Origin of the sequence: Granulicatella sp. HMSC30F09, assembly GCF_001806915.1 — a bacterium.
GTDB lineage: Bacteria > Bacillota > Bacilli > Lactobacillales > Aerococcaceae > Granulicatella > Granulicatella adiacens.
On record NZ_KV786404.1, the window covers coordinates 40,013 to 63,256 of the forward strand.

Genomic DNA, 23,244 nt, shown 5'->3' on the forward strand with positions numbered 1-23,244 from the left:
AAAGAGGTGAGATAATGCTTCGTTTGATGCATGTTTACAAAAGCTATGTAGATTCAGATAAACAATTAAATAAAACGTGGATAGAAAGAATTTTCAGTGAAAAAGCGAAAAAAAAGGTTATTAGTGACTTGAATCTCGAAATTCACCAGGGCGAAATTGTCGGTTATATTGGTGAAAATGGAGCAGGAAAGTCTACGACTATAAAAATGATATTAGGAATTATCCCAGCTGATTCGGGAGAAGTGACAGTTTTTGGGAGAAAATCTTTTAATAATCGTAGAAGAAACGCAAAGGATATTGGTGTTTTGTTCGGACAGAAATCTCATTTATGGTGGGATTTACCACTTATTGATTCATTTAATTTTTTACAAAAAATCTATTCAAAAACTTCCAAGCAGGATATGGAGTGGCTGAAATGGTTAATGAGTGAATTAGAAGTGGATGATTATGTAGATCAACCAGTGAGAGAATTGTCACTTGGTCAGAGAATGCGTGGTGAATTCATTTGTGCATTGATTCATTCTCCAAAGCTCGTGATTTTAGATGAACCAACAATTGGAATTGATGTTCAGACAAAGAAAAAAATGATGGAAATGATTTTAAAAATTAATGAACAAAAAAATACGACTTTTATGATTACAAGTCATGATTTTCAAGAAATCGAAAAAGTTAGTCAAAAAATCATTATTTTGGATAAGGGAGAGAATGCTTATCAAGGTTCGATAGAAGATTTTAAGAACCAATATAGTTTTCTAAAAAAGATAATGTTGGAACATGAACAAGGAAAGGCTATAAAAGTGACTCATCCAAATATTAAAGAGTTGGCAAGGAACATTACTTCAACCGAGTTCTTTTTTGATACACGTAACTTATCCGAGGAGCATGCAATTGCTTTCTTTAAAAAAGAATATTCTTCGAATAATGTAGAAGTTTCTAACTTGAGTCTGTCTGAATTAATGACTGTGAAGAAGGTGTTGAAATGAGAGGGCTATGGGCCTATACTGCCTATCAATATCAATCGAATAAGAAATACCAAATGAATAATATGATGACGATTTTGAGCACATTTATTGCTGTTTCTATTCAATACTATATTTGGTTATTTGTGGAAAAAACGAACGGTATTAGAACTGAACAGATTATAATTTATACAATGTTTGCATTGACCTTGTCTAGTGTATTGCCAATGTTTTCTGCAGCAGATTTTATGAATCGAATTATTTTAAAAGGAACGATTGCAAACTATTTACAACGACCGCAACTTCCATTCTTTGTGAATGTAGCTGTTCAATTAGGAAACACTTGGTATAAGATTGTCTATCGCATTATTCCTATTTGGGTGATTTATATATTCTTTTTTAGAATTAATATCTTAGAAGAAATGGATAGCTTATTTTGGGCTTTATTATCATTAACGCTCAGTTGGATATTAGCCATGATTCTAGGACATGTGATAGGTTTGTTTTCCACATTCTTAATGAGCATCAATGGAACAAAAAGTTTATTGTCAGGTTGTTTATTATTATTTGGTGGAGGAGTTCTTCCAATTGATATTTACCCAGAGTTTTTACGTAAATTCGTACTAAAATTACCTTTTGTAGCGATTCAGTATTTTCCTAGTGCTATGTTAAGTGGTAGCCAATTGTTTTATTACGAAGATGCAATTTTTGTTCAACTTTTTTGGATTGTAGTCTTTTTTGCACTACTGCTTTTGGTACAACAACGAACTTATTTCAAACTAGAAATAATGGGAGGGTAGTATTTTGTTTTACAAAATGAAGTTATATCATAAGATTTATGCAGCATTTATAAAAATGGATATAAAAAGAATTAAGATGTATCCAATAGACTTTCTGTTAGGAAATATGGGATTTTTTCTTGAGACTATTTCAACATTATTTGTCTTGTATATTATTGTCTCTACAACCGGTATTTTAGGTGAATTTAGCGGTTACCAAGTGTTATTTTTCTATGCTTTTATAATGATAGTGAATGCAGTTTGGGAGATTTTTTTTGTGACTGTCTTGGAAGTTCCTTATCTGATTCAAACAGGAGAACTTGATATTTTTTTGGTAAGACCTTTAAATGTTTTATTTCAATTTGTGATTTTTCAACTGGATGAAGAATCGGTATTAGAGGCATTGGTTGCGTTGCTACTGTTAATAGTATCAATTTGTCAGCTGCCGACTTTATGGACTTTAACTTTTTTTGTGAAGTTAGTGCTCTTTATTGTATCTTCAATTCTTGTCAAGTATGCAGTGTATTTACTATTGAGTTGTACGGCTTTTTGGTGGGTATCCAATGATGGACTAAAAAGCATTTTTTGGGAAGTTTCTCAACTTGGAAATTATCCATTGTCGATTTATCCGAATTGGTTGAAGACATTACTTGTGGTAATTCCATTTGGTTTTATTGGGTATTTTCCTGTTAGAGAGTTATTACTTCATACAAAGCAACTTTCTTTAGAAACTTTGATGAATGTATCTTCAGGACCAGTTCTATTGATTCTGATTTATCATATTTTCTGGAAAAATGGATTAAAAAAATACCAAAGTATTGGTGGATAGTGATTTTGATGATTATTTGTGCTCTTTGACTAATCCTAGTATTGAGTCCCTCAAAAGTAAAATTTGGTTTTCCGATAAATCTTGTTACCAATAATTTTATACAAACTTCATCAGTGATTAATGAAATGATTCATCGAAGAAAAACAAAGAAGCTATATCCCTGTGATATGGCTTTTTCTATAGGAATAGTCACAAACCTAAAAATTTGGTATAATTCAAGAATGAAATCAAAGGAATGACAATCTCTAGGAAATGCACCCCTAAACATTGTTTGCACCCCCCTAGAGTAAAAAAGGAGAAAATGTATGATAAAAGTCATTGCACTAGATTTAGATGGAACATTATTAACTGGTGAAAAGAAGATAACTGAAGAAAATAGAAAAGCTATTAAATTAGCCAAAGAAAATGGGATTAAAGTAGTTCTTTGTACTGGTCGACCAATTGTAAGTATTGTTCACTTACTTGAAGAATTAGACCTGATGGGGGACGATGATTACGCAGTTAACTTTAATGGAGGTTTGATTCAAAAAACAAAATATGGAGAAATCGTTTATGAAACAGGACATACTGTAGAAGATATGAAATATTGCTATGAAGAAGTAACCAAAGTAGGGCTTCCATTAGTTATGATTGATACGGTGAGAGCTTACGAGCCAACGCCTCCCAAAGGACGTCCGTCAATTTATAATACATTACCGCATCCAATTACCTTTGAACAAAAGAATCCAGAAGAATTTGAAGAAGGACATATCTTTAATAAAGCCGTTCTTTGCATCGATCATGACATCTTGGATGAAGGAATTGCAAAATTACCAAAAGAATTCTTTGAACGTTTCAACTGTATGAAATCAAGATCATTCTTGTTAGAAGTCGTTCCAAAACATGTATCAAAAGGAAACGGCTTGAAGATGTTAGGAGAGATTCTAGGAATTTCATTGGATGAAATGGCAGCATGTGGTGATGAGGAAAATGACTTACCAATGTTAACAGTTGTCGGTTATCCAGTAGCCATGGGCAATGGTTCAAAAGAAGTCAAAGATGTGGCAAAATATGTAACAGCAACGAATGAGGATTCAGGAGTTGCTAAGGCTATTTACCATATTATAAAAATGAATAAACAAGCGTAAAGTGAGGGGAAAATATGGGATTATTTGATCGAATTAAACGTGCCTTTACCGGTGAAGATGAAGTCATTAAACATGAGGAAAAGAAAGAATCAATTGTTATAGAAAAATATGACAAGGGGATGGAGAAAACACGTCGTAGTTTCTCTGATCGTTTAAACGAATTCCTTGCTGACTTCAGAGAAATTGACGAAGACTTCTTTGAGGATTTAGAAGAAACTTTTATTTCTTCAGACGTTGGTTTTGAAATGACATTAGCCATTACAGATGCCTTACGTGATGAAGTTCGTCTGCAAAATGCAACGACTTCTGGTCAAGTAAAAGAGGTCATCATTGAGAAGATGGTCGATATTTACGAAAAAGGGGAAGACAATCTGTCTGCATTGAAGAAAGCAGAAGGTCGTCCAACTGTGTTAATGTTTGTCGGCGTGAATGGGGTTGGTAAAACAACAACGATTGGTAAGATCGCTTGGAGACTGAAGCAAGAAGGTAACAAAGTTTTACTTGCTGCAGGAGATACATTCCGTGCAGGTGCAATTCAACAATTGGAAGTATGGGGCGAACGAGTTGGCGTTCCTGTTGTATCAGGGCGTGAAGGAGGAGATCCATCCTCTGTTGTATTTGATGCGATAAAAAAAGCGAAGGAAGAAAACTTTGATTATTTATTAATCGATACAGCTGGACGTCTTCAAAACAAAGTGAACTTGATGAAAGAATTAGAGAAGATGAATCGTATCATCTCCCGTGAAATTGAAACGGGAGCAGATGAGACTTTATTAGTTTTAGATGCGACAACTGGACAAAACGCTCTTGTGCAAGCAAAACAATTCGGAGAGACAATCAACATTACAGGACTAATCTTAACGAAATTAGACGGAACTGCAAAAGGTGGAGTGATCCTTTCTATTCGTCATGAATTAAATATTCCTGTTAAATTCATTGGTTTAGGTGAACAGATGGATGACTTGCAACCATTTGAACCAGAACAATTTATTTACGGATTAGTAAAAGATATGCTATAATACGTTTATATTAAATTGAAATGAGGCGATATAATGGAGAATAATCATTATAGTGTTCAATCTAGTATTGAAGGAAGAAATCAGTTTTTCATGAAAGTATACGGCTGGATGTTTGGAGGAATTGCAATTTCTGCTGTGGTTGCTTATTTATTTAGCACGACTCCGGCATTATTCAGGCTATTTTATAATTTCATGGCAGCAACACATGGATATGGTATGTGGGGAATTTTCTTATTACAATTAGTTCTTGTATTTTTAATGCGACCTAATTACGAGAACCTAGGAAATCCTATTCGCTATATGGTCATGTATTGCTTGTATGCAGCACTAACAGGGTTAACATTCTTTACATTAACTTTTGTATATGATTTAGGAAGTATTGTTCAAGCATTTGCTTCTACATGTGCTTTGTTCGTAGGGCTATCTGTTGTAGGATTTACAACAAAAAAAGACCTAACTGGATGGGGTCAACAAGCATTGGGCGCTTTAATAGGTCTAATTCTTGCAAGTCTTCTTAACTTATTCTTCTTCCGTAGTTCTATGGTAGAGTGGATTATGTCAGGTATTTCTTTAATCATCTTTATCATATTAACAATTTATGATACACAAAAACTAAAAAGAATGTATGATTACTTCGAAGGACAATCAGCACTTGAAGGAATTGCTATTCTTGGTGCGTTAGAATTATATCTTGACTTTATCAATATCTTCTTAGATATTCTTCGTTTATTCGGAAGTGGAAAAGATTAATTTGTTTAAATAGGTCTGGGTTTATCCCAGGCTTATTTTTTTGTAAAAATATTTTTAATAGGAAAGAAATAATTACATGCATTATAGTAGAAAATCATGTATACTACCTACGTACGCATTAACGATATAGGAGGAAATTTATGTTTGAGTTAAATGCATTCGATTATGAGGATATTCAATTAGTCCCAAATAAATGTATTGTAAATAGTCGTTCGGAGTGTGATACTACAGTAAAATTAGGGAAGTTCACTTTTAAACTTCCTGTAGTTCCAGCTAATATGCAAACTGTCATTGATGAATCTGTAGCAGAGTTTTTAGCAAAGAATGGGTATTTTTATATTATGCATCGTTTTGATGAGCAAAGTCGTTTGCCATTTGTAAAACGAATGAAAGAGAATGGTTTAATTTCATCTATTAGTGTGGGTGTAAAACCGCAAGAGTATGATTTCATTCTAGAATTAAAAGAAAAAAATTTAGTTCCTGACTATATCACAATAGATATCGCGCATGGTCATTCAAATTCTGTGATTGATATGATTGGTCATATAAAAAAACATTTACCAGAAACTTTTGTAATTGCTGGAAATGTAGGAACGCCAGAAGCCGTTCGTGAACTTGAGAATGCTGGGGCAGATGCAACAAAAGTAGGGATTGGACCTGGAAAAGTATGTATTACAAAAATTAAAACAGGATTTGGTACTGGCGGATGGCAGTTAGCGGCTCTACGTTGGTGCTCTAAAGCTGCTCGTAAACCTCTCATTGCAGATGGTGGAATTCGTACGCATGGTGACATTGCTAAATCTATTCGTTTTGGTGCCACAATGGTTATGATTGGTTCACTTTTTGCAGGACATGAAGAGTCACCCGGTAAAACTGTAGAAGTGGATGGACAACTTTATAAAGAATATTTTGGAAGTGCTTCTGAGTACCAAAAAGGGGAACGTAAAAATGTGGAAGGTAAGAAAATTGTCGTTCCATATAAGGGATTGCTTCAAGATACTTTAATTGAAATGCAACAAGATTTACAATCATCAATTTCATATGCAGGCGGAAAAGATATCGAAGCCATTCGTAAAGTAGATTATGTGATTGTAAAAAACTCTATTTTTAATGGGGATTCTATTTAAACAGATTGTTAAGCAGAAAGAGAAATCTTTCTGCTTTTTTAATTTGATATTTATTCTTCGAAAATTGTTTGTTATACTAATCTAAAGAACTCCATAAAAGGAGGAAAAAACTATGTGGCTATTTAATCGAAAAAGTCGAAGGAAAGATGAATTCGAATTGGAAGAGACGCTTGATAGTGAAACTGTCGAAGTAGACAGTGATTCCGATGAAGATTGTTATCTCCAAATTTCGGAAATTATCACAGACCATAATCAGACCGTAAAAGGATTATTAGAAAATTATTTTGAGGATCCTAGACTTTTATTGGAAGAGTTCCAAGAAGATTGCGATGAATGGAATGAGGATTCTGAACTTCTTCATGAGGAATTGATGGATGATTATTGGTTGATTCTTCTATTGACTTTAGAAAAAGAATCATATGCTAAAAGGATATACTGGAGAGATAATGTAGAAACTGTCATGAAAAATCTCAAACAGTTAAAAAAGCTAAAAGAGATTTCTCTTGATGAACGTTTAAGCCATTGTAACTATCAATCTTTAGCGGAATTTCTAGAGTGCATTTCAATGGAACTCCAGAAGCTTGAGATAATTATTGGAACTTTCGAATTGGATGATGAGAATGTTTTAATTTTTTCAATGATGGAAAAAAGGATGGGAAAATTCAATAAATTAGTGAATACAATAGAGAAAAGTTGGAAGCAAATTTCGTAACGATTACAAAATGGTTACATTTTTGCTTCTTTCTATTTGAAAACTTAAGAAAATCTTAGTAAAATAAAATAGATTGTAAGGAGGATAGTGATGAATAAACGAAATTTAAAGTTTCTACTTGGAGTACTGAGTTGTTCTTTTGTATTAACTAGTTTAGCACCCATTTCAGCGGAGGAAACGACAGAAGAATCTGTTTCGCAAACAACTGTTGTGGAAGAAACAGAAGAAGCACCAACAACGGTCGCTCCGGAGAAGAAAGAAGAAACGACTCAGCAAAAATCAACAGAACTTTCTATTGAAGATGAGATTTTCGAGATCACTCAAAGATATGGTTATGATGTTAGTGAGTATTATCGACCAGAAAGTGCCATTTTAGTCGATGCTGAAACTGGACAAATTTTATATGGTGACCATATTGATAAGCCTTGGGATCCTGCTAGTACTACTAAACTAATGACAGCTTATTTAGTATATGAAGCTATTAAAGCTGGAAAAATTACATTAGATACGAAAATTACTGCGACTGAATTAGACAGAGCTATTTCTACGATTGATGATATTAGTAATAATCAAATTAGAGCAGGCATTGAATATCCGGTTCGAGATTTATTATATTTAATGATGTATCCTTCTTCAAATGTAGCTACTGTAATGCTTTCGCACGCTATCAGTCAATCAAATGAAGAATATATTAAAATGATGAACGATAAAGCAAAAGAACTTGGTATGACGAATTCTAAGTTCTATAATCCAAGTGGGGCAGTAGTGTCGGCGTTCCGTGGATTATATACAGTGGAAGGTGTTCCAGATGAATATAATCAAACAACTGCTAGAGATTTAGCAACTTTATCTTATTATTTCTTAAAAAATTTCCCAGAATTTCTTGAAATCACCAGAGAGCCAGCAGTGACAACAATGGAAGGAACGGTAGTAGAAGAAACATTCTATACATTAAACCAATTAGCAAGTGGAATGAATCAAGGTTATTTCCATGTTGATGGTTTTAAAACCGGATCTTCTCCAAACGCAGCTTTGAACCATGTTATTACAGCCAAAGAAAAAGGCAGACGAGTAATCGAAGTGTTAATGGGAGTAGGTAGTTGGAGTGATTATAATACTAGCGTGTATTATAGGGCTCAATTTGGGAATGCTATTTTAGAAAAGGCATTTACGGAATATCATGAAGAAATAGTTTTAAAAGCTGGTGTTCATGAAATTGATGGTCAGAAAATAAAAGTAGAAAAAGATATTAAAGCTATTACCAAAGGCGATTCAAAACCAACCTATAAGTTAGTTGGCGATGAGATTATCGTTGAAAATACTTTTCCAACTTTAACAAAAGCGATTAAAAGTAATGTACATAAGGTTACTAAGGTAGTAGAAGAAACAACAACTGAAGAAGCTGCAACTACGTCTGAAGCTAAGAATGAAAGTGTATTGTCCTTTAATGATGAGGATACAAGCACTTTTGTTGGATGGTTACGAAGCTTAAGTAAAAACCCATTATTACTTGCTGGTATTTTATTAGCTTTAAGTGTATTTATTAGTGGGATTGTGATTGCAACTGTTCAAGTATTCAAAAAAGATTATTAAAACAAGAAACCCCTGAGAATTTCTTCTCAGGGGTATTTGTTTATTTAAAGAATGCCCAGAACCAATCGATGATGAATCTTAATCCGATGGTATAAGCAGCTAATGTAAACGGCTTAAAGACTAGAATAATAATAATGAACTTTTTATAAGTCATCTTTGTTAAACCAGCTAACATACATAAAAAGTCATCCGGAGAAACTGGGAAGAACATCATGAAAGCAAAAAAGTAGTCAAACCATTTTCCTTTATCCAGCCAATTGATATAACGATTATACGTATTTTCACTTACCATTGATTTTACGAATTGTTGACCGTATTGACGTGCAAGGTAGAATGCGATAATTGAACCGATAATAATACCGATGTAATTGTAGACATTCCCGATAATATTTCCGTAAATATAAACTCCAGCAATACTTGTTAGAGCGCCAGGTATAATTGGAACAACTGTTTGTAATATTTGGAGAAAGATAAAAATTGGAGGCCCCCAAATGCCAGCCTGTAACATATATGCAGATAAAGTCTCTTCAGAAGTGAATAAGCCTTTTTGCCAAGCCCAAACAATAAATACGACTGTTGCAATTGCTCCTAAAATGGAAGCGATATTCATTACTTTCTGAGCGGTAGGTGAGAGTGGCTTTCCTTGTTTAATTTCGTTGGTTGTCATTGTTGCTCCTTTATGATTTTAAATTTCTTTCTGTTGCAACTTTATCGTAAAATTGTTGCCATTGGAGAAGAATACTCTCTTTTGAGTAAAATTGTTCGCCACGTTTTGAGCCTTCACATGCCATAGCATAGTACTCAGGATCTTCTTTAAGTTTAGTTAATTGTTCTTTAAACGTTTGTTGACTTGTCCCTTTTAAATAGTAGTCAAATAATATTGGCTTGTACTCAGGTAAGTCACGTAATAGAAGAGGAATATTAGCATTCATGGATTCTAAAATAGTCATAGGGAATAATTCTTCAAAAGAAAGTTGTAACATGACGTCAGCCATATTAAAAAATTCATTCATTTGGTTTCTTTCAACCAATCCTAGAAAATGAACATTATCAGGAAGATCATCCATATGTTCCATAATTTCTTTTCGTCCCTCAGAAATTCCTTTAAAAGCAAAGTCTCCAGCCCAAACAAACTGAATTTCAGGCATTTTTTCAGCTAAATCGATAAATTCTAGAACACCTTTTCTCATTTGCAATTGTCCAGCAGATACGACTGTGAACTGATCAGGATTTAATCCAAATTTCTTTCTTAATTCCCCTTTAGATTGATCAGTGATTTTATAAAAGGTATCACGAGATACAAAGTTTGGAATATAAGTAACTTTTGAACGATCGACTCCATATTGTTCTAAGTCATCAATAAAACGGGGATTAACAGTTACTAAATAATCCGCTTGTTTGTAAAAAGATAGGACATATTTATAGAACAATTCTTTTATTGGTTTTGGAAGAGAAATACTTTTTTCGAGTGTTTCAGGTAAGAAATGTACTGATGCTATTGTTGGTTGCTTCTTATTGTTTAAGAATGACTTAAACAGAAAGTCTGGATTAATTGTATGAATATGATTAATATCAGCAATCTTTAATTGGTTTACAACTACTTTGTATCCTTTAAGACCTTCAGTTACTAAATTAATTTGTTCCTCTGTTGCAGACATCACTCCTTGTCCTTTGACACTGTCTGCACGAGTTAGCATATTTATTGTAAGCATATTGACTCCTTAATAGTATATTTCCAACCCATTTTACCATGAATTAAAGCATTTGGAAAACAGCATCAACAAAATTTAGAAAAATTAATGTTTTTGCCTTATTGTTTGAATTTTTGTATACTAAAAAAGAAGAAAGAATCGAGGGTGTTTATGAAAAAAAGTAAAAGATCTAATAAAAAATCTAAAGAAGAAGAAATGACACTAGTAGATTGTTACTATATTCCTTCTGTTATAGCGGAACAATTTCAGCTTTTAAGAGAGCATTGTGCACTAGAAGTTGAAAAGGAACTAGCATTATTGTTTTCGAAAGTAGTTCGCGAGTACCGAGAAGAGGTGGGACAAGTAGTTGTTTCTTATGATGATAATGGAAATAAGACTTGCGAAATCCCTCTAAGTCCTATTGAAGTTTCAAAATTGGAAAAAGAGATTTCAGCGGAAAGATTAAATAAATATATCTTATCAAAGATTCATTGATAATAGAAAAGTAAGCTGGGCATTGTCCAGTTTATTTTGTTAGAAGTCTAGGAGTTAATTATTTTTAGCAAACATCATTTGATAAAGCGTGAGGTGAAGAGAAATGGAAAAGAGTATTCAAAATTTTACTTTTCAAAATCCAACAAAAATTTTATTTGGGAAAAAACGTATAGAGGAAATTGATAATGAAATACCTAAAGATGCAAAAGTCCTCATCTTATATGGTGGAGGATCAGTCAAAAAAAATGGAGCCTTTGAGAGAGCAGTTTTAGCTCTTGGAGGACGCGATTGGGATGAGTTTTCGGGAATAGAGGCAAATCCTACATTCGAAACGTTAATGAAGGCTGTCCATAAAGTAAGAGAAGGAGGTTTTACCTACTTACTTGCAATCGGAGGTGGTTCTGTCATTGATGGAACTAAATTTGTCTCTGCAGCCAGCCTGTTTGAAGGAGACCCTATAGATTTATTTGGTTGGGGAATTGGAAAAGGACTACCCGTTCAAGAGATTGTACCATTTGGAACGATTTTAACCTTACCAGCAACTGGTTCTGAAATGAATTCTGGAGCAGTGATTAGTTTTATTGAAAAAAATGCAAAAGTAAGTTTTAGAGGGCCAAAGACGTTTCCAGTATTTTCAGTATTAGAGCCCGAACTAACCTATACATTACCTGAACGTCAATTAGTAAACGGACTCTTAGACTCATTCATCCATGTAATGGAGAATTACTTAACCTATCCAGTAGGAGGGATTCTTCAGGATCGTTATGCAGAAAGCATCCTTCAAACGTTGATTGAGATTGCTCCTCGTATTATTGATATTCATCATATTGATTATAACGATAGAGCTACTTTTATGTGGTGTGCCACTAATGCGTTAAATGGGACAATTAATTTAGGCGTTCCGACGGATTGGTCTTCTCACGCATTAGGTCATGAAATCACTTTAAATCATGGAATAGACCATGGGAGAACATTATCAATTGTATTGCCAGCGATGATGAAAGTTAGGAAAAACCAAAAATGGGAAAAGTTAGTTCAATATGGAAAACGCGTCTGGGGATTAGATGGAGAAGAGAATGAGGTTGTGGAACAAGCTATTATAAATACAGAAAAATTTTTCTCATCTCTGGGTGCTCCTACTCGATTTAGTGATGTAGGTTTAGGTGAAGAAGTAATCCCAGCATTAGTGGAAGGACTAAAACGTCATAAGAAGGTCGCTTTATCTGAACATGGGGATGTGACTCCTGAAGTTGCTTATGAGGTATATAAAACGGCTTTATAAATAGAATGTACTTTTTATTAGTCTTGAATGAAAGGAAGATTAAATGGCTAGTGAATTGATTGAAAGCAAACTTAAGAATCTTCCAGATTTACCGGGTTGCTATATTATGAGAAATAGTAACGATGAGATTATCTATATTGGGAAGGCCAAGAATTTAAAAAATCGTGTTCGTTCTTATTTCAGAGGTGCACATGATACGAAAACTGAAAAACTAGTTAGTGAAATCCACCATTTTGAGTATATTGTGACAAAGACAAATAAAGAATCTCTTTTACTCGAAATTAACCTGATAAAAAAATATCAACCGTACTACAATATTAAGTTGAAACAAGGGACGATGTATCCTTATTTAAAAATCACTTCAGAGAGGGATCCGCAATTAGTGATTTCTCACAAAGTTGAAAAAGATGGAGGAATTTATTTTGGGCCTTACCCTAATGTAACTGCTGCTACGTCTACCCAACAACTCATTCAAAAAATTTATCCATTAAGAAAATGTGGGAAGAATGAAACCAGAGCTTGTTTTTATTATCATTTAGGACAGTGCATCGGTTGTTGCGACCATGAAATTTCTGAGGAAGAGTACAAAACACAAATAAAAAAAATTCAACGCTTTTTAAATGGAGATGTAAAAGCCATTAAAGATGATTTGAATCAGAGAATGTTAGAGGCCTCTGAACGATTGGAATTCGAAAAAGCTATGGATTATCGTGATCAAATTCAATACATTGAAGCAACGGTTGAGAAGCAAAACATAATGAGTTCTGATTTCACGAATCGAGATGTATTTGCGTACTTTGTTGATCGAGGATGGATTTCAATTCAAGTATTTTTATTAAGACAATCAACGATTATTAAAAGGGAAGCAGCGATGTTTCCTATTTATGATCAAATTGAAGATGAAGTTCTATCCTTTATTATCCAGTTTTATGAAGATCAAAACCATATTTTACCTAAAGAAATATTAGTTCCGGATGCTTTAGATATTGATTTACTATCCGAGACACTGGGGGTAAAAGCTGTATCCCCAAAAAGAGGATCTAAAAAAAGAATGCTAGACTTAGCGACTCAAAATAGTGAGATTTCTTTATTAGAGAAGTTTAGAAGAGAAGAGCAGAGTCAGTTAAAAACATTAGGTGCTTTAGATGAGTTATCACAAGCTCTTGGACTTGAAAAGTTGTCGGTGATTGAGTCTTTTGACCATTCAAATATTCAAGGTACGAATCCTGTTTCTGCTATGGTTGTTTTTCGAGATGGGAAACCCGATCGGAAACATTATCGAAAATTTAAGGTGAAGACGGTCCTTGGAAGCCATGAGTTCGCGACGACGCAAGAAGTGATTAGAAGACGTTATTCTAGATTGCTAAGAGAAAAAGCGGACCTTCCTGATTTAATCTTAATGGATGGTGGAAAAATTCAAATGAAAGCTGCTATGGAAGTTCTAGAAGATGAACTAGGCTTATCTATTCCGGTTTGTGGGATGGTAAAAAATGATAAACATAAAACGGCCTCTTTAATTTATGGAGAAAAATTTACTCCTATTGAATTAGATCGAAAAGGACAAGCCTTTCAATTGATTCAAAGAGTCCAAGAAGAGGTTCACCGATTCGCTATAACTTTTCATAGACAAGTTAGAAGCAAGAATACTTTCTCTTCAAAATTGGAGTTAATAGATGGAGTAGGACCGAAAACTAGAAAGAAACTTTTAAGTCATTTTAAGACTACTACCGCAATAAAAAATGCTAGTGTTGAGGAGTTACGGAAGATTGGAATCTCTGAAAAAGTTGCAAGCAATATAATAACAACGTTTCAGAATGAATAAATTTTTAAGAGTAAAAACATAAAAGTGAAACAGGTAAATTATCTGTTTCATTTTTTAGTTTACTTTTCAAGACTTAATCTTTGTTTTTTTTGGATGGATGTGCTATCTTTTTGATTGTTGAAAAATAAATAAAAGGTGGTTAAACCAATGAAAAAATGGATGAAAGCTGGTTTCGTTGCTGTGGCTACATTATTAGCAGCATGCGGAGCAAACACAACAAAAACACAAGAATCAACTGTATCAGTTTCAGATGCGCAAGCAAACTGGGATAAAATTGTTGAATCTGGTGTCATTAAAGTATCAACAGCAGGTACTTTATATCCACAATCATTCCATAATGATAATAATGAACTAACTGGTTACGATGTGGAAATCATGAAGGAAGTTGCGAAGCGTTTAAACCTTAAAGTTGAATTTACGGAAATGGGTGTTGACGGAATGTTAACAGCTTTAGATAGTGGAATGACGGATATCGCTAACTATTCAATTGAAGAAGGTGCGAAAAACTTCGATGACTATTTACACACTACACCTCATAAATACTCATTTACATCAATGGTTGTTCGTGGAAGCGATAATTCAGGAATCCATTCTTGGGCTGATGTAAAAGGTAAAAAAGCAGCAGGTGCAGCTAGTACAAACTACATGAAGATTGCTAAAAAACTTGGTGCGGAATTAGTTGTTTATGACAACGTAACAAATGATGTATATATGTCTGATTTAGTAAACGGACGTACAGATGTAATTATCAACGATTACTACTTACAATCAATCGCGGTCGCTTTTGCTAAAGATAAATACGACATTAAGATTAACGAAGGTGTTTACGCAAACCCTTATAGCTCAAGCTTCTCAATTTCATTAAATAACACTGTATTACGTGATAAGTTCAATGAAGCGATGGATGCAATGAAGAAAGATGGAACATTGAAAAAAATCTCTGAAAAATTCTTCGCTGGTCAAGACGTAACAGAACCTAAAGAATTCAAAACAGAAAAAATCGATATTTCAGATGTAGACTAATATGTTAAATAAAATCTTCGATATCAGTATTGCGATTAACAATTTTTGGTTTATTCTTAGTGGATTAGGATATACATTAGGAGTCGCATTAACAAGCTTCGTATTCGGAACGATTTTAGGATTTATTCTCGTATTAATGAGACGGTCAAGGTTCCGTTTTCTACGATGGATTGCAACGTTTCATGTGTCCTTTATGCGAGGAACACCAACGCTAGTGTTTTTATTTTTACTATATTTTGGTTTACCATTCTTAAAAATAACGTTACCCGCTTTAGTCTGTGCGCTCCTTTGCTTTAGTATTGCAAGTAGCGCGTATATTTCCGAAGTATTACGTTCGGCAATGGATGCAGTGGATAATGGCCAATGGGAAGCAGCGATGTCTCTTGGGATGAGTTATCGTCAAACTTTACAAAAAGTCATCGTACCTCAAGCGTTTCGAATTGCAATCCCACCATTAAGTAATGTGTTACTGGATATGATTAAAGGATCGTCTCTAGTTGCGATGATTTCACTACCTGATATTTTCCAAAATGCGAAAATTGTAGGTGGTCGCGAACAAAACTATATGACGGTTTATATTTTAGTAGCAATTATTTACTGGATTATCTGTTTGCTTTTCGAACAAGGGCAACGATATTTAGAAAAGAAAATGGCACTTTAATAGAAAATAGTACAGAGAACTGTGTAACAGCAGTTCTCTTTTTTATAGAAACGTTGAAACTATTTGAAGTATAGGAGTTTCTTCGTTAAAATGAATAGGACTCAAAAGAACATTGGTTATCGGAAAGGACACTTATGAATACGAAAATTATTTGGGAGCAACACGGCTTCCACACATTAACACCGATACAAGAAAAGACACAAGAACTGATTAAAGAGGGGACAGATATCGTAGCCATCTCACCAACAGGGACTGGGAAAACATTAGCGTATGTCGTTCCTATTTTGGAAAGAGTAAAAGCAGATAGGACATTGCAAGCTCTTATTGTGGCGCCTTCACAAGAATTAGCCCAACAAATTGGAACAGTGATTAGAGAATGGAAATCTCCAGAAATCCGTGTGCAAGTTTTAGCAGGCGGTGCAAACGTTAAACGCCAAGTAGAGAAGTTAAAAGAAAAACCAGAAATTGTTGTCGGAACACCTGGTCGACTATTAGAACTTTCTAAACTTCGTAAATTAAAGCTTCATCAAGTAGAACTACTCGTATTAGACGAGGCAGATTATTTACTAGACCCGGAGCAATTGAATAATACGAGAGAACTTGTAAAAAAACTTCCTTCTGAAAGACAAGTACTTTGTTTTTCAGCGACAAAGAATAAAAATTTAGAAGAAGTGAATAAATGGATTAATATGCAACCGACTTTTATTGAAGTTTCAGAGAGAAACGCTGCGCATGCGAATGTAATTCATGGATATATTGAATGTCCAACTAGAAAACGTGATGAGATACTAAGAAAGCTCGCTTTCTCAGAAAATGCAAACCAAGCATTAGTTTTCGTTAATTCGATTGCAAACGCCGCATTACTCGGAGAAAAGTTATCGTTTCATCAAGTCCCAGTTGCACTTTTATCAAGTGATGCTCATCAATCGGAACGTAAGAAAGCTATTGATTTATTTAAAAAAGGGCAGATTCCGTTCTTACTTAGTACTGATGTAGCACAGCGGGGACTGGATATTGAAGATTTACCACTTGTTATTCATTATGATATTGCAGACTCAACAGATGAATATACACATCGTTCTGGTCGCACAGGACGAATGGGGAAAGATGGTTTAGTTCTGAGTCTAGTGAACGACCGTGAACTAAGAGACTTGAAGAAAGTTGCGGGAAAACATAAACTAGTTCCATTCGAATTATATGCAGGACAATTAAAACCAGTTGAGCAATTGAAGAAGAAAGAAGTAAGTTCTAAGAAACCAATTCAGAAACGAAAGAAGGGGAATAAGAATGGAAATCATCGAGGATTTAAAAAGTCAAATTAGTTTCTTCGGATTTGAAATGACAGATACCGATAGCTTAATAGCTTTAGATAAAGGAGAACAGAACTTTGTACTCTTTTGGGCTAAAGATGGTTTCGTTCTGTTTGAAACTTCTAAAGAAGGTGTTTGGAGAGCAAATAGACCCATCGTTATTCCTTCAAATCGTATTCAAAAAGTTTCTTTTGAAAAGAGGCTCTTAGGAAATCCGAAACTAATATTGCAATATTTAGATAAAGAGGAGACTTTCGTTGTACCGATGAAATGCAGATTTCATCAAAATCAAAAAACAGAAGTAAAGAAATTTATTAATACAATAGAAGGATTAAAAGGGTAGTTGTATGGAAAGTATAAGTTCACCTAAGAACGAAAAAATTAAGGAGCTTGTTAAACTTCAGACTGCAAAAGGTCGTAAGAAAGCAGGAATGTATCTACTTGAAGGGGAACACCTTGTTGAAGAAGCGATTAAAGAAAGAGCTCAGATTAAGTTGATAGTGGTTACCAGTAATCGTCTTGAAGACTATAAAAATCTGTTAGCCCAAACAGATGTACAGGTGCTAGTTGTATCACAAGACGTCTTCCATAAGTTATCAATGACGGAGACGACTCAAGGGATTTTAGCAGTTGTTGAAATTGTTAAGCAAGAGATATTACCTCATAAAGGTCGTTTCATTGTGTTAGACGCAGTTCAAGATCCTGGTAATTTAGGAACGATTGTAAGAACGGCTGATGCTGCTGGTTTTGATGCGGTTGTTTTAGGGACGGGGACGGTTGATTTATATAACGACAAAGTTCTTCGCTCCATGCAAGGAAGTCATTTTCACATTCCCGTTTTCCAAGCGAACTTACAAGAATACTTGCCAATACTCAAAGAGAAGGGTGTTCAAGTGGCTGTTACAGCATTGCATCGAGATTCAAAGGATTATTCAGTCTTACAAGGAGCAACAGATGTAGCTATTGTCGTTGGTAATGAAGGTCAGGGAGTCTCTGACGACGTGATTGATTTAGCAGATGTCGTAGTGACGATTCCGATGTTTGGAAAAGCGGAATCACTGAACGTTTCAATTGCCTCAGCTTTATTAATGTATAAAACGAAAGAAACGAAGGAGTAATCAATGGATAATAGACCAAATCCAATGGGAAGAAAACGTCCCATTCTTGAAACTGTTAAAACTATGACAATTATCTTCTTTGCTTTAAGTGCCATTGCAGCTTTATATGATTTTGCCTTAGCTGTGAGAGTACTAATCATGGCGATAGTAATGTTGGTCATCTATACCATCATGTTATTTTCAAAAAAGCATAAATTAGATGATAGAGAAAAAGAAACCGAAGAGTCATAATGAAGCTGTAAAATCGATTGACAGAATATTTGTCTTTAGGTATAATAATTTAGTACTGTTTCAGTAGCTCAGCAGGATAGAGCATTCGCCTTCTAAGCGAACGGTCGGGGGTTCGAATCCCTCCTGAAACGCTAAATTGAAAGAGCATTATCAAATTAAATTTGATAATGCTCTTTTTGTTTTTAAGTCAGTGAAATCAAGGTAAAAAAGGTTAGATTGTGAATAATTAAGGTTACTTTGTGAAATATTTCATTCTGTTTCAAAATTTTAGTACAGCAGACATAACTGTTATAATACATCTTTCACAACTTACACTGCCTTAAAATAGCGATTATAACAATACTTAACAAAATCTTTGTATTTTTATACACTTATGTATTGCACTTAGATTTAATTGTGTTATAATATTTGTGTAGATAGCTGTTATAAGTTTCACAACCAATTATCTAAGGAGGAAAAATTTATGGAACAATGGAACGGTTTCAAAGGTAAAGTATGGAAAGAAGAAGTTAACGTCCGTGACTTTATCCAAGAAAACTACACACTTTATGAAGGAGACGACAGTTTCTTAGCTGGTCCTACAGAAGCTACTAAAGCTTTATGGGCACAAGTAATGGACTTGAACAAACAAGAACGTGAAGCTGGTGGTGTCTTAGACATGGACACTAAAGTTGTATCAACAATCACTTCACATGGTCCTGGTTACTTAAACAAAGATTTAGAAACAGTTGTTGGTTTCCAAACTGAAAAACCATTCAAACGTAGCTTACAACCATTTGGTGGTATTCGAATGAGTGAGCAATCAGCTGAAGCTTACGGATTCAAGATTGATGAAGAAATTTCTCGTATCTTCCGTGACTGGCGTAAAACTCACAACCAAGGTGTATTCGATGCTTACACTCCAGAAATGCGTTCAGCTCGTAAATCAGGTGTTATCACAGGTTTACCAGATGCTTATGGACGTGGACGTATCATCGGTGACTACCGTCGTGTAGCTTTATACGGGGTTGATCGTTTAATCGCTGAAAAACAAAAAGACTTCGCTAATATTGGCGATGGCACAATGTCAGACGATGTTATTCGTTTACGTGAAGAAGTTTCAGAACAATACCGTGCATTATTAGAATTAAAAGAATTAGGTAACATCTACGGATTCGATATTTCTAAACCAGCTTCAAACGCTCGCGAAGCTTTCCAATGGTTATACTTAGGATACTTAGCAGCTATTAAAGAACAAAATGGTGCGGCTATGTCTCTTGGACGTACTTCAACATTCTTAGATATTTATGTACAACGTGACTTAGAAAACGGAACATTAACTGAAGAACAAGCACAAGAGCTTGTTGACCACTTCGTTATGAAATTACGTTTAGTTAAATTCGCTCGTACACCTGAATATAACGCTTTATTCTCAGGAGACCCAACTTGGGTAACTGAATCAATCGCCGGTGTTGGTGAAGATGGACGTCCATTAGTAACTAAGAACAGTTTCCGTTTCTTACACACATTAGTAAACTTAGGACCAGCTCCAGAACCAAACTTAACAGTTCTTTGGTCAACTCGTTTACCAGAAAACTTCAAATTGTTTGCAGCTAAAACTTCTATTCAAACTTCTGCAATCCAATATGAAAACGATGATGTAATGCGTCCTGAGTGGGGTGACGACTATGGAATTGCTTGCTGTGTATCTGCTATGCGTATCGGTAAACAAATGCAATTCTTCGGAGCTCGTGCTAACTTAGCGAAAACATTATTATATGCGATTAACGGTGGTATCGATGAAAAATCTAAAGCGCAAGTTGGTCCTAAATATCAACCAATCACTTCAGAATACTTAGATTACGAAGAAGTAATGGCTAAATACAACGATATGATGGAATGGATTTGTGGTTTATACTTAAACACATTAAACATCATCCACTATATGCATGATAAATACAGTTACGAAAGACTTGAAATGGCATTACATGACACTGAAATTCTACGTACAATGGCAACTGGTATCGCTGGATTCTCAGTAGCAGTTGACTCATTATCAGCTATTAAATATGCGAAAGTTAAAACTATTCGTGATGAAGATGGCGTTGTTGTAGACTATGAAGTAGAAGGCGACTTCCCTAAATATGGTAACAACGATGACCGCGCTGACGAAATCGCAATTTGGTTATTGAAAGAATTCATGACTAAAGTTAAAAAACATAAAACTTACCGTAATGCTAAACATACAACTTCTATCCTTACAATTACTTCTAACGTAGTTTATGGTAAGAAGACAGGTAACACTCCTGATGGACGTCGTGCCGGCGAACCATTTGCACCAGGTGCTAACCCTATGCATGGTCGTGACACACACGGAGCATTAGCTTCATTATCATCAGTTGCTAAAGTACCTTACAAATATGCATTAGATGGTATCTCAAATACATTCTCAATCATTCCTAAAGCTTTAGGACGTGAATTAGATGTACAAGAAGAAAACTTAGTTTCTATGTTAGATGGTTACGCTTCAAAAGGTGGTCACCACTTAAACATCAACGTATTCAACCGTGATACATTATTAGATGCTATGGAACACCCAGAAGAATACCCACAATTAACAATTCGTGTATCTGGTTACGCAGTTAACTTCATTAAATTAACTCGTGAACAACAATTAGACGTAATCAACCGTACAATGCACGAAAGCATGTAATCTTAAGGTGTGAGGTCGACTGTACTAAGGAGACCGAACCGGATTACGAATGGTGTGAGGTTGACTCGCAAAATTGCTGAAATTAAGAAAACGGATGGGCAAAATCGTCCATCCGTTTTTTAGTCGAAATAGCCCTAAAGGACACGAATTGTGATATACTAGAAGAGAAAAGATAGGAGGAATAATGATGAGTGAACCAGTAACTGGATATATTCATTCTACAGAGAGTTTTGGTTCTGTAGACGGACCAGGTATCCGTTTTGTAACCTTCATGCAAGGTTGTCGTATGCGTTGTGAGTTTTGTCATAACCCAGATACTTGGAATATTGGGGGCGGTCATCCGATTACTTCTCAAGAATTACTCGATCAAGCATTGCAATATCGTGCATTCTGGGGACGTAAAGGTGGCGTAACTGTCAGCGGAGGAGAGCCTTTATTGCAAATTGATTTCTTAATCGATTTCTTTAAACGTTGTAAGAAAGCTGGAGTGCACACAACATTAGATAGTTGTGGAATGCCATTTACGTATGACGAACCATTCTTTTCAAAATTCGAAGAGTTATTAGAATATACAGATCTTATTTTATTGGATATTAAACATATTGATGATGAACAACATAAGAAATTAACAGGATGGACGAATAAAAATATTCTTCAACTAGCAGAGTATTTATCAGACAAAGGGCAACCCGTATGGATTCGCCATGTGTTAGTTCCAGAACGTTCAGACTATGATGAATATCTCGTCCGATTAAGTGAATTTGTAAGTAAACTGAAAAATGTATTGAAGTTTGAGATTTTACCGTATCATAAATTGGGTGTATATAAATGGAAAAATTTAGGGATTCCATATAAATTGGATCATATTGAACCACCAACTCAAGAACGTGTGGATAACGCTCGACGAATTTTAAGAACTGATGATTATAAAGGATTTTTAAATGCCTAACGAAATAACTGTTATAGTGTAAAAGCTATAACAGTTTTTTTATGTTCAATTTTTATGTATAAGTGCATTTTTTGTTGGTTTTAATTGGTAATTATGTTAAAATTGTCAATGTAAATTTAAATAGAGAGAGGCCATAAAATGAGTAAATTATTAGTTTTCGGACATCAAAATCCAGATACTGATGCAATTACATCAGCAATTTCATATGCTTTCTTATTACGTCAATTAGGTGAGGATGCAGAAGCAGTTGCCTTAGGGACTCCTAATGAAGAAACACAATATGCATTAAATTATTTCAAGAAAGAAGCTCCTCGAGTTATTGGGGATGTTTCACAAGAGACAAACCGTGTTGCTTTAGTGGATCATAACGAAGTACAACAAAGCGCAACTGGCGTAGAAAAAGTAGAAGTTGAATTTGTAGTGGATCATCACCGTATTGCAAATTTCCAAACAGCAAATCCTTTATTCTATCGTGCAGAACCTGTTGGATGTACGAATACCATTTTATACAAAATGTATAAAGAATATGGGGTTGAAGTTCCTAAAGATATTGCTGGATTAATGGTATCTGCCATTGTTTCGGATACTTTATTATTCAAATCTCCAACATGTACACAACAAGATATTGAAGCAGCAACAGATTTAGCCAACATTGCTGAGATTGATGTTAATGTCTATGGGCTAGAAATGTTAAAAGCCGGAACAAATCTTGGTGACAAATCTGAAGCGGAGTTAATTGACTTAGATGCTAAATCATTCCCAATGGGTGGGGCAAATTTACGTATTGCTCAAGTAAATGTTGTAGACCCTGAAGAATTATTAGCTCGTAGAGAAGCCTTAGAAGAAAGTATGAGAGCTGCAAATTCAGAAAATGGATATGATACTTTTGTTTTTGTAATTACAAATATCTTAACAAGCGTCTCAACAGTTTTAGTTGTAGGAGATTATAAAGACAAAGTTGCCCAAGCGTTCAACTCAAGCTATACAGATGGATTACTTACATTACCAGGAGTTGTTTCTCGTAAAAAACAAGTAGTACCTCCATTAACTGTTGCTTTTGAAGGATAAAATTTTG

23 protein-coding genes and 1 tRNA gene are annotated in these 23,244 nt (G+C 34.7%); 22 read left to right on the forward strand and 2 right to left on the reverse strand.

All coding sequences use genetic code 11. The features are described from left to right. The first annotated feature begins 14 nt into the window (after positions 1-14). The 9 genes from HMPREF3103_RS00190 (at position 15) to HMPREF3103_RS00230 (ending at position 8,895) form a co-directional block, all read left to right on the forward strand. Complete coding sequence (locus tag HMPREF3103_RS00190) at positions 15-983, forward strand: ATP-binding cassette domain-containing protein (protein ID WP_049554748.1); 969 nt, start codon at positions 15-17, stop codon at positions 981-983. Then, positions 980-1,759, forward strand: a complete 780-nt coding sequence (locus HMPREF3103_RS00195; protein WP_049554749.1) for a hypothetical protein — start codon at positions 980-982, stop codon at positions 1,757-1,759. Before HMPREF3103_RS00190 ends, HMPREF3103_RS00195 begins: the two co-directional genes overlap by 4 nt. Before the next feature lie 4 nt (positions 1,760-1,763). After that, positions 1,764-2,567: an ABC transporter permease gene (locus HMPREF3103_RS00200; protein WP_083278670.1), complete on the forward strand. Its 804-nt coding sequence runs from the start codon at positions 1,764-1,766 to the stop codon at positions 2,565-2,567. Positions 2,568-2,872: 305 nt separating this feature from the next. Next, complete coding sequence (locus HMPREF3103_RS00205) at positions 2,873-3,694, forward strand: Cof-type HAD-IIB family hydrolase (RefSeq protein WP_070436696.1); 822 nt, start codon at positions 2,873-2,875, stop codon at positions 3,692-3,694. A 14-nt stretch (positions 3,695-3,708) separates the two neighbouring features. Beyond that, positions 3,709-4,713 carry a signal recognition particle-docking protein FtsY gene (gene ftsY, locus HMPREF3103_RS00210; protein WP_070436698.1) on the forward strand — a complete coding sequence of 335 codons (1,005 nt, stop codon included), beginning with the start codon at positions 3,709-3,711 and terminating at the stop codon, positions 4,711-4,713. A 33-nt stretch (positions 4,714-4,746) separates the two neighbouring features. Next, entirely contained in the window at positions 4,747-5,463 is a 717-nt protein-coding gene (locus HMPREF3103_RS00215) for a Bax inhibitor-1/YccA family protein (protein ID WP_070436700.1), read from the forward strand. A 140-nt stretch (positions 5,464-5,603) separates the two neighbouring features. Next, positions 5,604-6,590: a GMP reductase gene (gene guaC / locus HMPREF3103_RS00220; protein ID WP_005605317.1), complete on the forward strand. Its 987-nt coding sequence runs from the start codon at positions 5,604-5,606 to the stop codon at positions 6,588-6,590. Between the two features lie 112 nt (positions 6,591-6,702). After that, positions 6,703-7,302: a DUF6630 family protein gene (locus HMPREF3103_RS00225; RefSeq protein ID WP_070436702.1), complete on the forward strand. Its 600-nt coding sequence runs from the start codon at positions 6,703-6,705 to the stop codon at positions 7,300-7,302. 90 nt (positions 7,303-7,392) lie between these two features. Beyond that, complete coding sequence (locus HMPREF3103_RS00230; RefSeq protein ID WP_070436704.1) at positions 7,393-8,895, forward strand: serine hydrolase; 1,503 nt, start codon at positions 7,393-7,395, stop codon at positions 8,893-8,895. A gap of 40 nt (positions 8,896-8,935) precedes the next feature. Here the strand turns inward: HMPREF3103_RS00230 and HMPREF3103_RS00235 are convergent, their stop codons facing one another. Then, positions 8,936-9,562 (reverse strand): TVP38/TMEM64 family protein, encoded by a 627-nt coding sequence (locus HMPREF3103_RS00235; protein WP_005605322.1) that lies wholly within the window; start codon positions 9,560-9,562, stop codon positions 8,936-8,938. Between the two features lie 10 nt (positions 9,563-9,572). After that, positions 9,573-10,607, reverse strand: coding sequence for a glycosyltransferase family 4 protein (locus tag HMPREF3103_RS00240; protein ID WP_070436706.1), 1,035 nt, complete (start codon positions 10,605-10,607; stop codon positions 9,573-9,575). 150 nt (positions 10,608-10,757) lie between these two features. Here HMPREF3103_RS00240 and HMPREF3103_RS00245 point away from each other — a divergent pair, with 150 nt between their 5' ends. The 13 genes from HMPREF3103_RS00245 (at position 10,758) to HMPREF3103_RS00305 (ending at position 23,237) form a co-directional block, all read left to right on the forward strand. After that, positions 10,758-11,081, forward strand: coding sequence for a hypothetical protein (locus HMPREF3103_RS00245; protein WP_246826933.1), 324 nt, complete (start codon positions 10,758-10,760; stop codon positions 11,079-11,081). 103 nt (positions 11,082-11,184) lie between these two features. Beyond that, positions 11,185-12,363, forward strand: coding sequence for an iron-containing alcohol dehydrogenase (locus tag HMPREF3103_RS00250; protein WP_070436710.1), 1,179 nt, complete (start codon positions 11,185-11,187; stop codon positions 12,361-12,363). A gap of 43 nt (positions 12,364-12,406) precedes the next feature. Further along, positions 12,407-14,185, forward strand: coding sequence for an excinuclease ABC subunit UvrC (uvrC, locus tag HMPREF3103_RS00255; protein ID WP_070436711.1), 1,779 nt, complete (start codon positions 12,407-12,409; stop codon positions 14,183-14,185). A 147-nt stretch (positions 14,186-14,332) separates the two neighbouring features. Then, positions 14,333-15,208 (forward strand): transporter substrate-binding domain-containing protein, encoded by an 876-nt coding sequence (locus tag HMPREF3103_RS00260; protein WP_070436713.1) that lies wholly within the window; start codon positions 14,333-14,335, stop codon positions 15,206-15,208. Positions 15,209-15,221: 13 nt separating this feature from the next. After that, a complete protein-coding gene (locus tag HMPREF3103_RS00265; protein ID WP_070436779.1) occupies positions 15,222-15,869 on the forward strand; it encodes an amino acid ABC transporter permease in 648 nt (215 codons plus the stop codon). A gap of 134 nt (positions 15,870-16,003) precedes the next feature. Next, positions 16,004-17,191: a DEAD/DEAH box helicase gene (locus HMPREF3103_RS00270; protein ID WP_070436715.1), complete on the forward strand. Its 1,188-nt coding sequence runs from the start codon at positions 16,004-16,006 to the stop codon at positions 17,189-17,191. Continuing rightward, entirely contained in the window at positions 17,157-17,522 is a 366-nt protein-coding gene (locus tag HMPREF3103_RS00275; protein WP_005605332.1) for a hypothetical protein, read from the forward strand. Before HMPREF3103_RS00270 ends, HMPREF3103_RS00275 begins: the two co-directional genes overlap by 35 nt. 4 nt (positions 17,523-17,526) lie before the next feature. Beyond that, a complete protein-coding gene (locus tag HMPREF3103_RS00280) occupies positions 17,527-18,297 on the forward strand; it encodes a TrmH family RNA methyltransferase (RefSeq protein ID WP_070436717.1) in 771 nt (256 codons plus the stop codon). A 3-nt stretch (positions 18,298-18,300) separates the two neighbouring features. After that, positions 18,301-18,528: a hypothetical protein gene (locus HMPREF3103_RS00285; RefSeq protein ID WP_005605336.1), complete on the forward strand. Its 228-nt coding sequence runs from the start codon at positions 18,301-18,303 to the stop codon at positions 18,526-18,528. Positions 18,529-18,585: 57 nt separating this feature from the next. Continuing rightward, positions 18,586-18,659: transfer RNA gene (locus HMPREF3103_RS00290), tRNA-Arg, on the forward strand. Between the two features lie 332 nt (positions 18,660-18,991). Continuing rightward, positions 18,992-21,220: a formate C-acetyltransferase gene (gene pflB, locus HMPREF3103_RS00295; RefSeq protein ID WP_070436718.1), complete on the forward strand. Its 2,229-nt coding sequence runs from the start codon at positions 18,992-18,994 to the stop codon at positions 21,218-21,220. Positions 21,221-21,407: 187 nt separating this feature from the next. Beyond that, positions 21,408-22,169, forward strand: coding sequence for a pyruvate formate-lyase-activating protein (gene pflA, locus HMPREF3103_RS00300; RefSeq protein WP_070436720.1), 762 nt, complete (start codon positions 21,408-21,410; stop codon positions 22,167-22,169). 138 nt (positions 22,170-22,307) lie between these two features. Continuing rightward, complete coding sequence (locus HMPREF3103_RS00305) at positions 22,308-23,237, forward strand: manganese-dependent inorganic pyrophosphatase (protein ID WP_049555563.1); 930 nt, start codon at positions 22,308-22,310, stop codon at positions 23,235-23,237. Positions 23,238-23,244 lie beyond the last annotated feature (7 nt).

What these genes read in the sequence shown, in the direction of transcription:
- HMPREF3103_RS00190 (WP_049554748.1), top strand. Translation starts at nt 15, where the DNA reads ATGCTTCGTTTGATGCATGTTTACAAAAGCTATGTAGATTCAGATAAA.
- HMPREF3103_RS00195 (WP_049554749.1), top strand. Translation starts at nt 980, where the DNA reads ATGAGAGGGCTATGGGCCTATACTGCCTATCAATATCAATCGAATAAG.
- HMPREF3103_RS00205 (WP_070436696.1), top strand. Translation starts at nt 2,873, where the DNA reads ATGATAAAAGTCATTGCACTAGATTTAGATGGAACATTATTAACTGGT.
- ftsY (WP_070436698.1), top strand. Translation starts at nt 3,709, where the DNA reads ATGGGATTATTTGATCGAATTAAACGTGCCTTTACCGGTGAAGATGAA.
- HMPREF3103_RS00215 (WP_070436700.1), top strand. Translation starts at nt 4,747, where the DNA reads ATGGAGAATAATCATTATAGTGTTCAATCTAGTATTGAAGGAAGAAAT.
- guaC (WP_005605317.1), top strand. Translation starts at nt 5,604, where the DNA reads ATGTTTGAGTTAAATGCATTCGATTATGAGGATATTCAATTAGTCCCA.
- HMPREF3103_RS00225 (WP_070436702.1), top strand. Translation starts at nt 6,703, where the DNA reads ATGTGGCTATTTAATCGAAAAAGTCGAAGGAAAGATGAATTCGAATTG.
- HMPREF3103_RS00230 (WP_070436704.1), top strand. Translation starts at nt 7,393, where the DNA reads ATGAATAAACGAAATTTAAAGTTTCTACTTGGAGTACTGAGTTGTTCT.
- HMPREF3103_RS00235 (WP_005605322.1), bottom strand. Translation starts at nt 9,562, where the DNA reads ATGACAACCAACGAAATTAAACAAGGAAAGCCACTCTCACCTACCGCT.
- HMPREF3103_RS00240 (WP_070436706.1), bottom strand. Translation starts at nt 10,607, where the DNA reads ATGCTTACAATAAATATGCTAACTCGTGCAGACAGTGTCAAAGGACAA.
- HMPREF3103_RS00245 (WP_246826933.1), top strand. Translation starts at nt 10,758, where the DNA reads ATGAAAAAAAGTAAAAGATCTAATAAAAAATCTAAAGAAGAAGAAATG.
- HMPREF3103_RS00250 (WP_070436710.1), top strand. Translation starts at nt 11,185, where the DNA reads ATGGAAAAGAGTATTCAAAATTTTACTTTTCAAAATCCAACAAAAATT.
- uvrC (WP_070436711.1), top strand. Translation starts at nt 12,407, where the DNA reads ATGGCTAGTGAATTGATTGAAAGCAAACTTAAGAATCTTCCAGATTTA.
- HMPREF3103_RS00260 (WP_070436713.1), top strand. Translation starts at nt 14,333, where the DNA reads ATGAAAAAATGGATGAAAGCTGGTTTCGTTGCTGTGGCTACATTATTA.
- HMPREF3103_RS00270 (WP_070436715.1), top strand. Translation starts at nt 16,004, where the DNA reads ATGAATACGAAAATTATTTGGGAGCAACACGGCTTCCACACATTAACA.
- HMPREF3103_RS00275 (WP_005605332.1), top strand. Translation starts at nt 17,157, where the DNA reads ATGGAAATCATCGAGGATTTAAAAAGTCAAATTAGTTTCTTCGGATTT.
- HMPREF3103_RS00280 (WP_070436717.1), top strand. Translation starts at nt 17,527, where the DNA reads ATGGAAAGTATAAGTTCACCTAAGAACGAAAAAATTAAGGAGCTTGTT.
- HMPREF3103_RS00285 (WP_005605336.1), top strand. Translation starts at nt 18,301, where the DNA reads ATGGATAATAGACCAAATCCAATGGGAAGAAAACGTCCCATTCTTGAA.
- pflB (WP_070436718.1), top strand. Translation starts at nt 18,992, where the DNA reads ATGGAACAATGGAACGGTTTCAAAGGTAAAGTATGGAAAGAAGAAGTT.
- pflA (WP_070436720.1), top strand. Translation starts at nt 21,408, where the DNA reads ATGAGTGAACCAGTAACTGGATATATTCATTCTACAGAGAGTTTTGGT.
- HMPREF3103_RS00305 (WP_049555563.1), top strand. Translation starts at nt 22,308, where the DNA reads ATGAGTAAATTATTAGTTTTCGGACATCAAAATCCAGATACTGATGCA.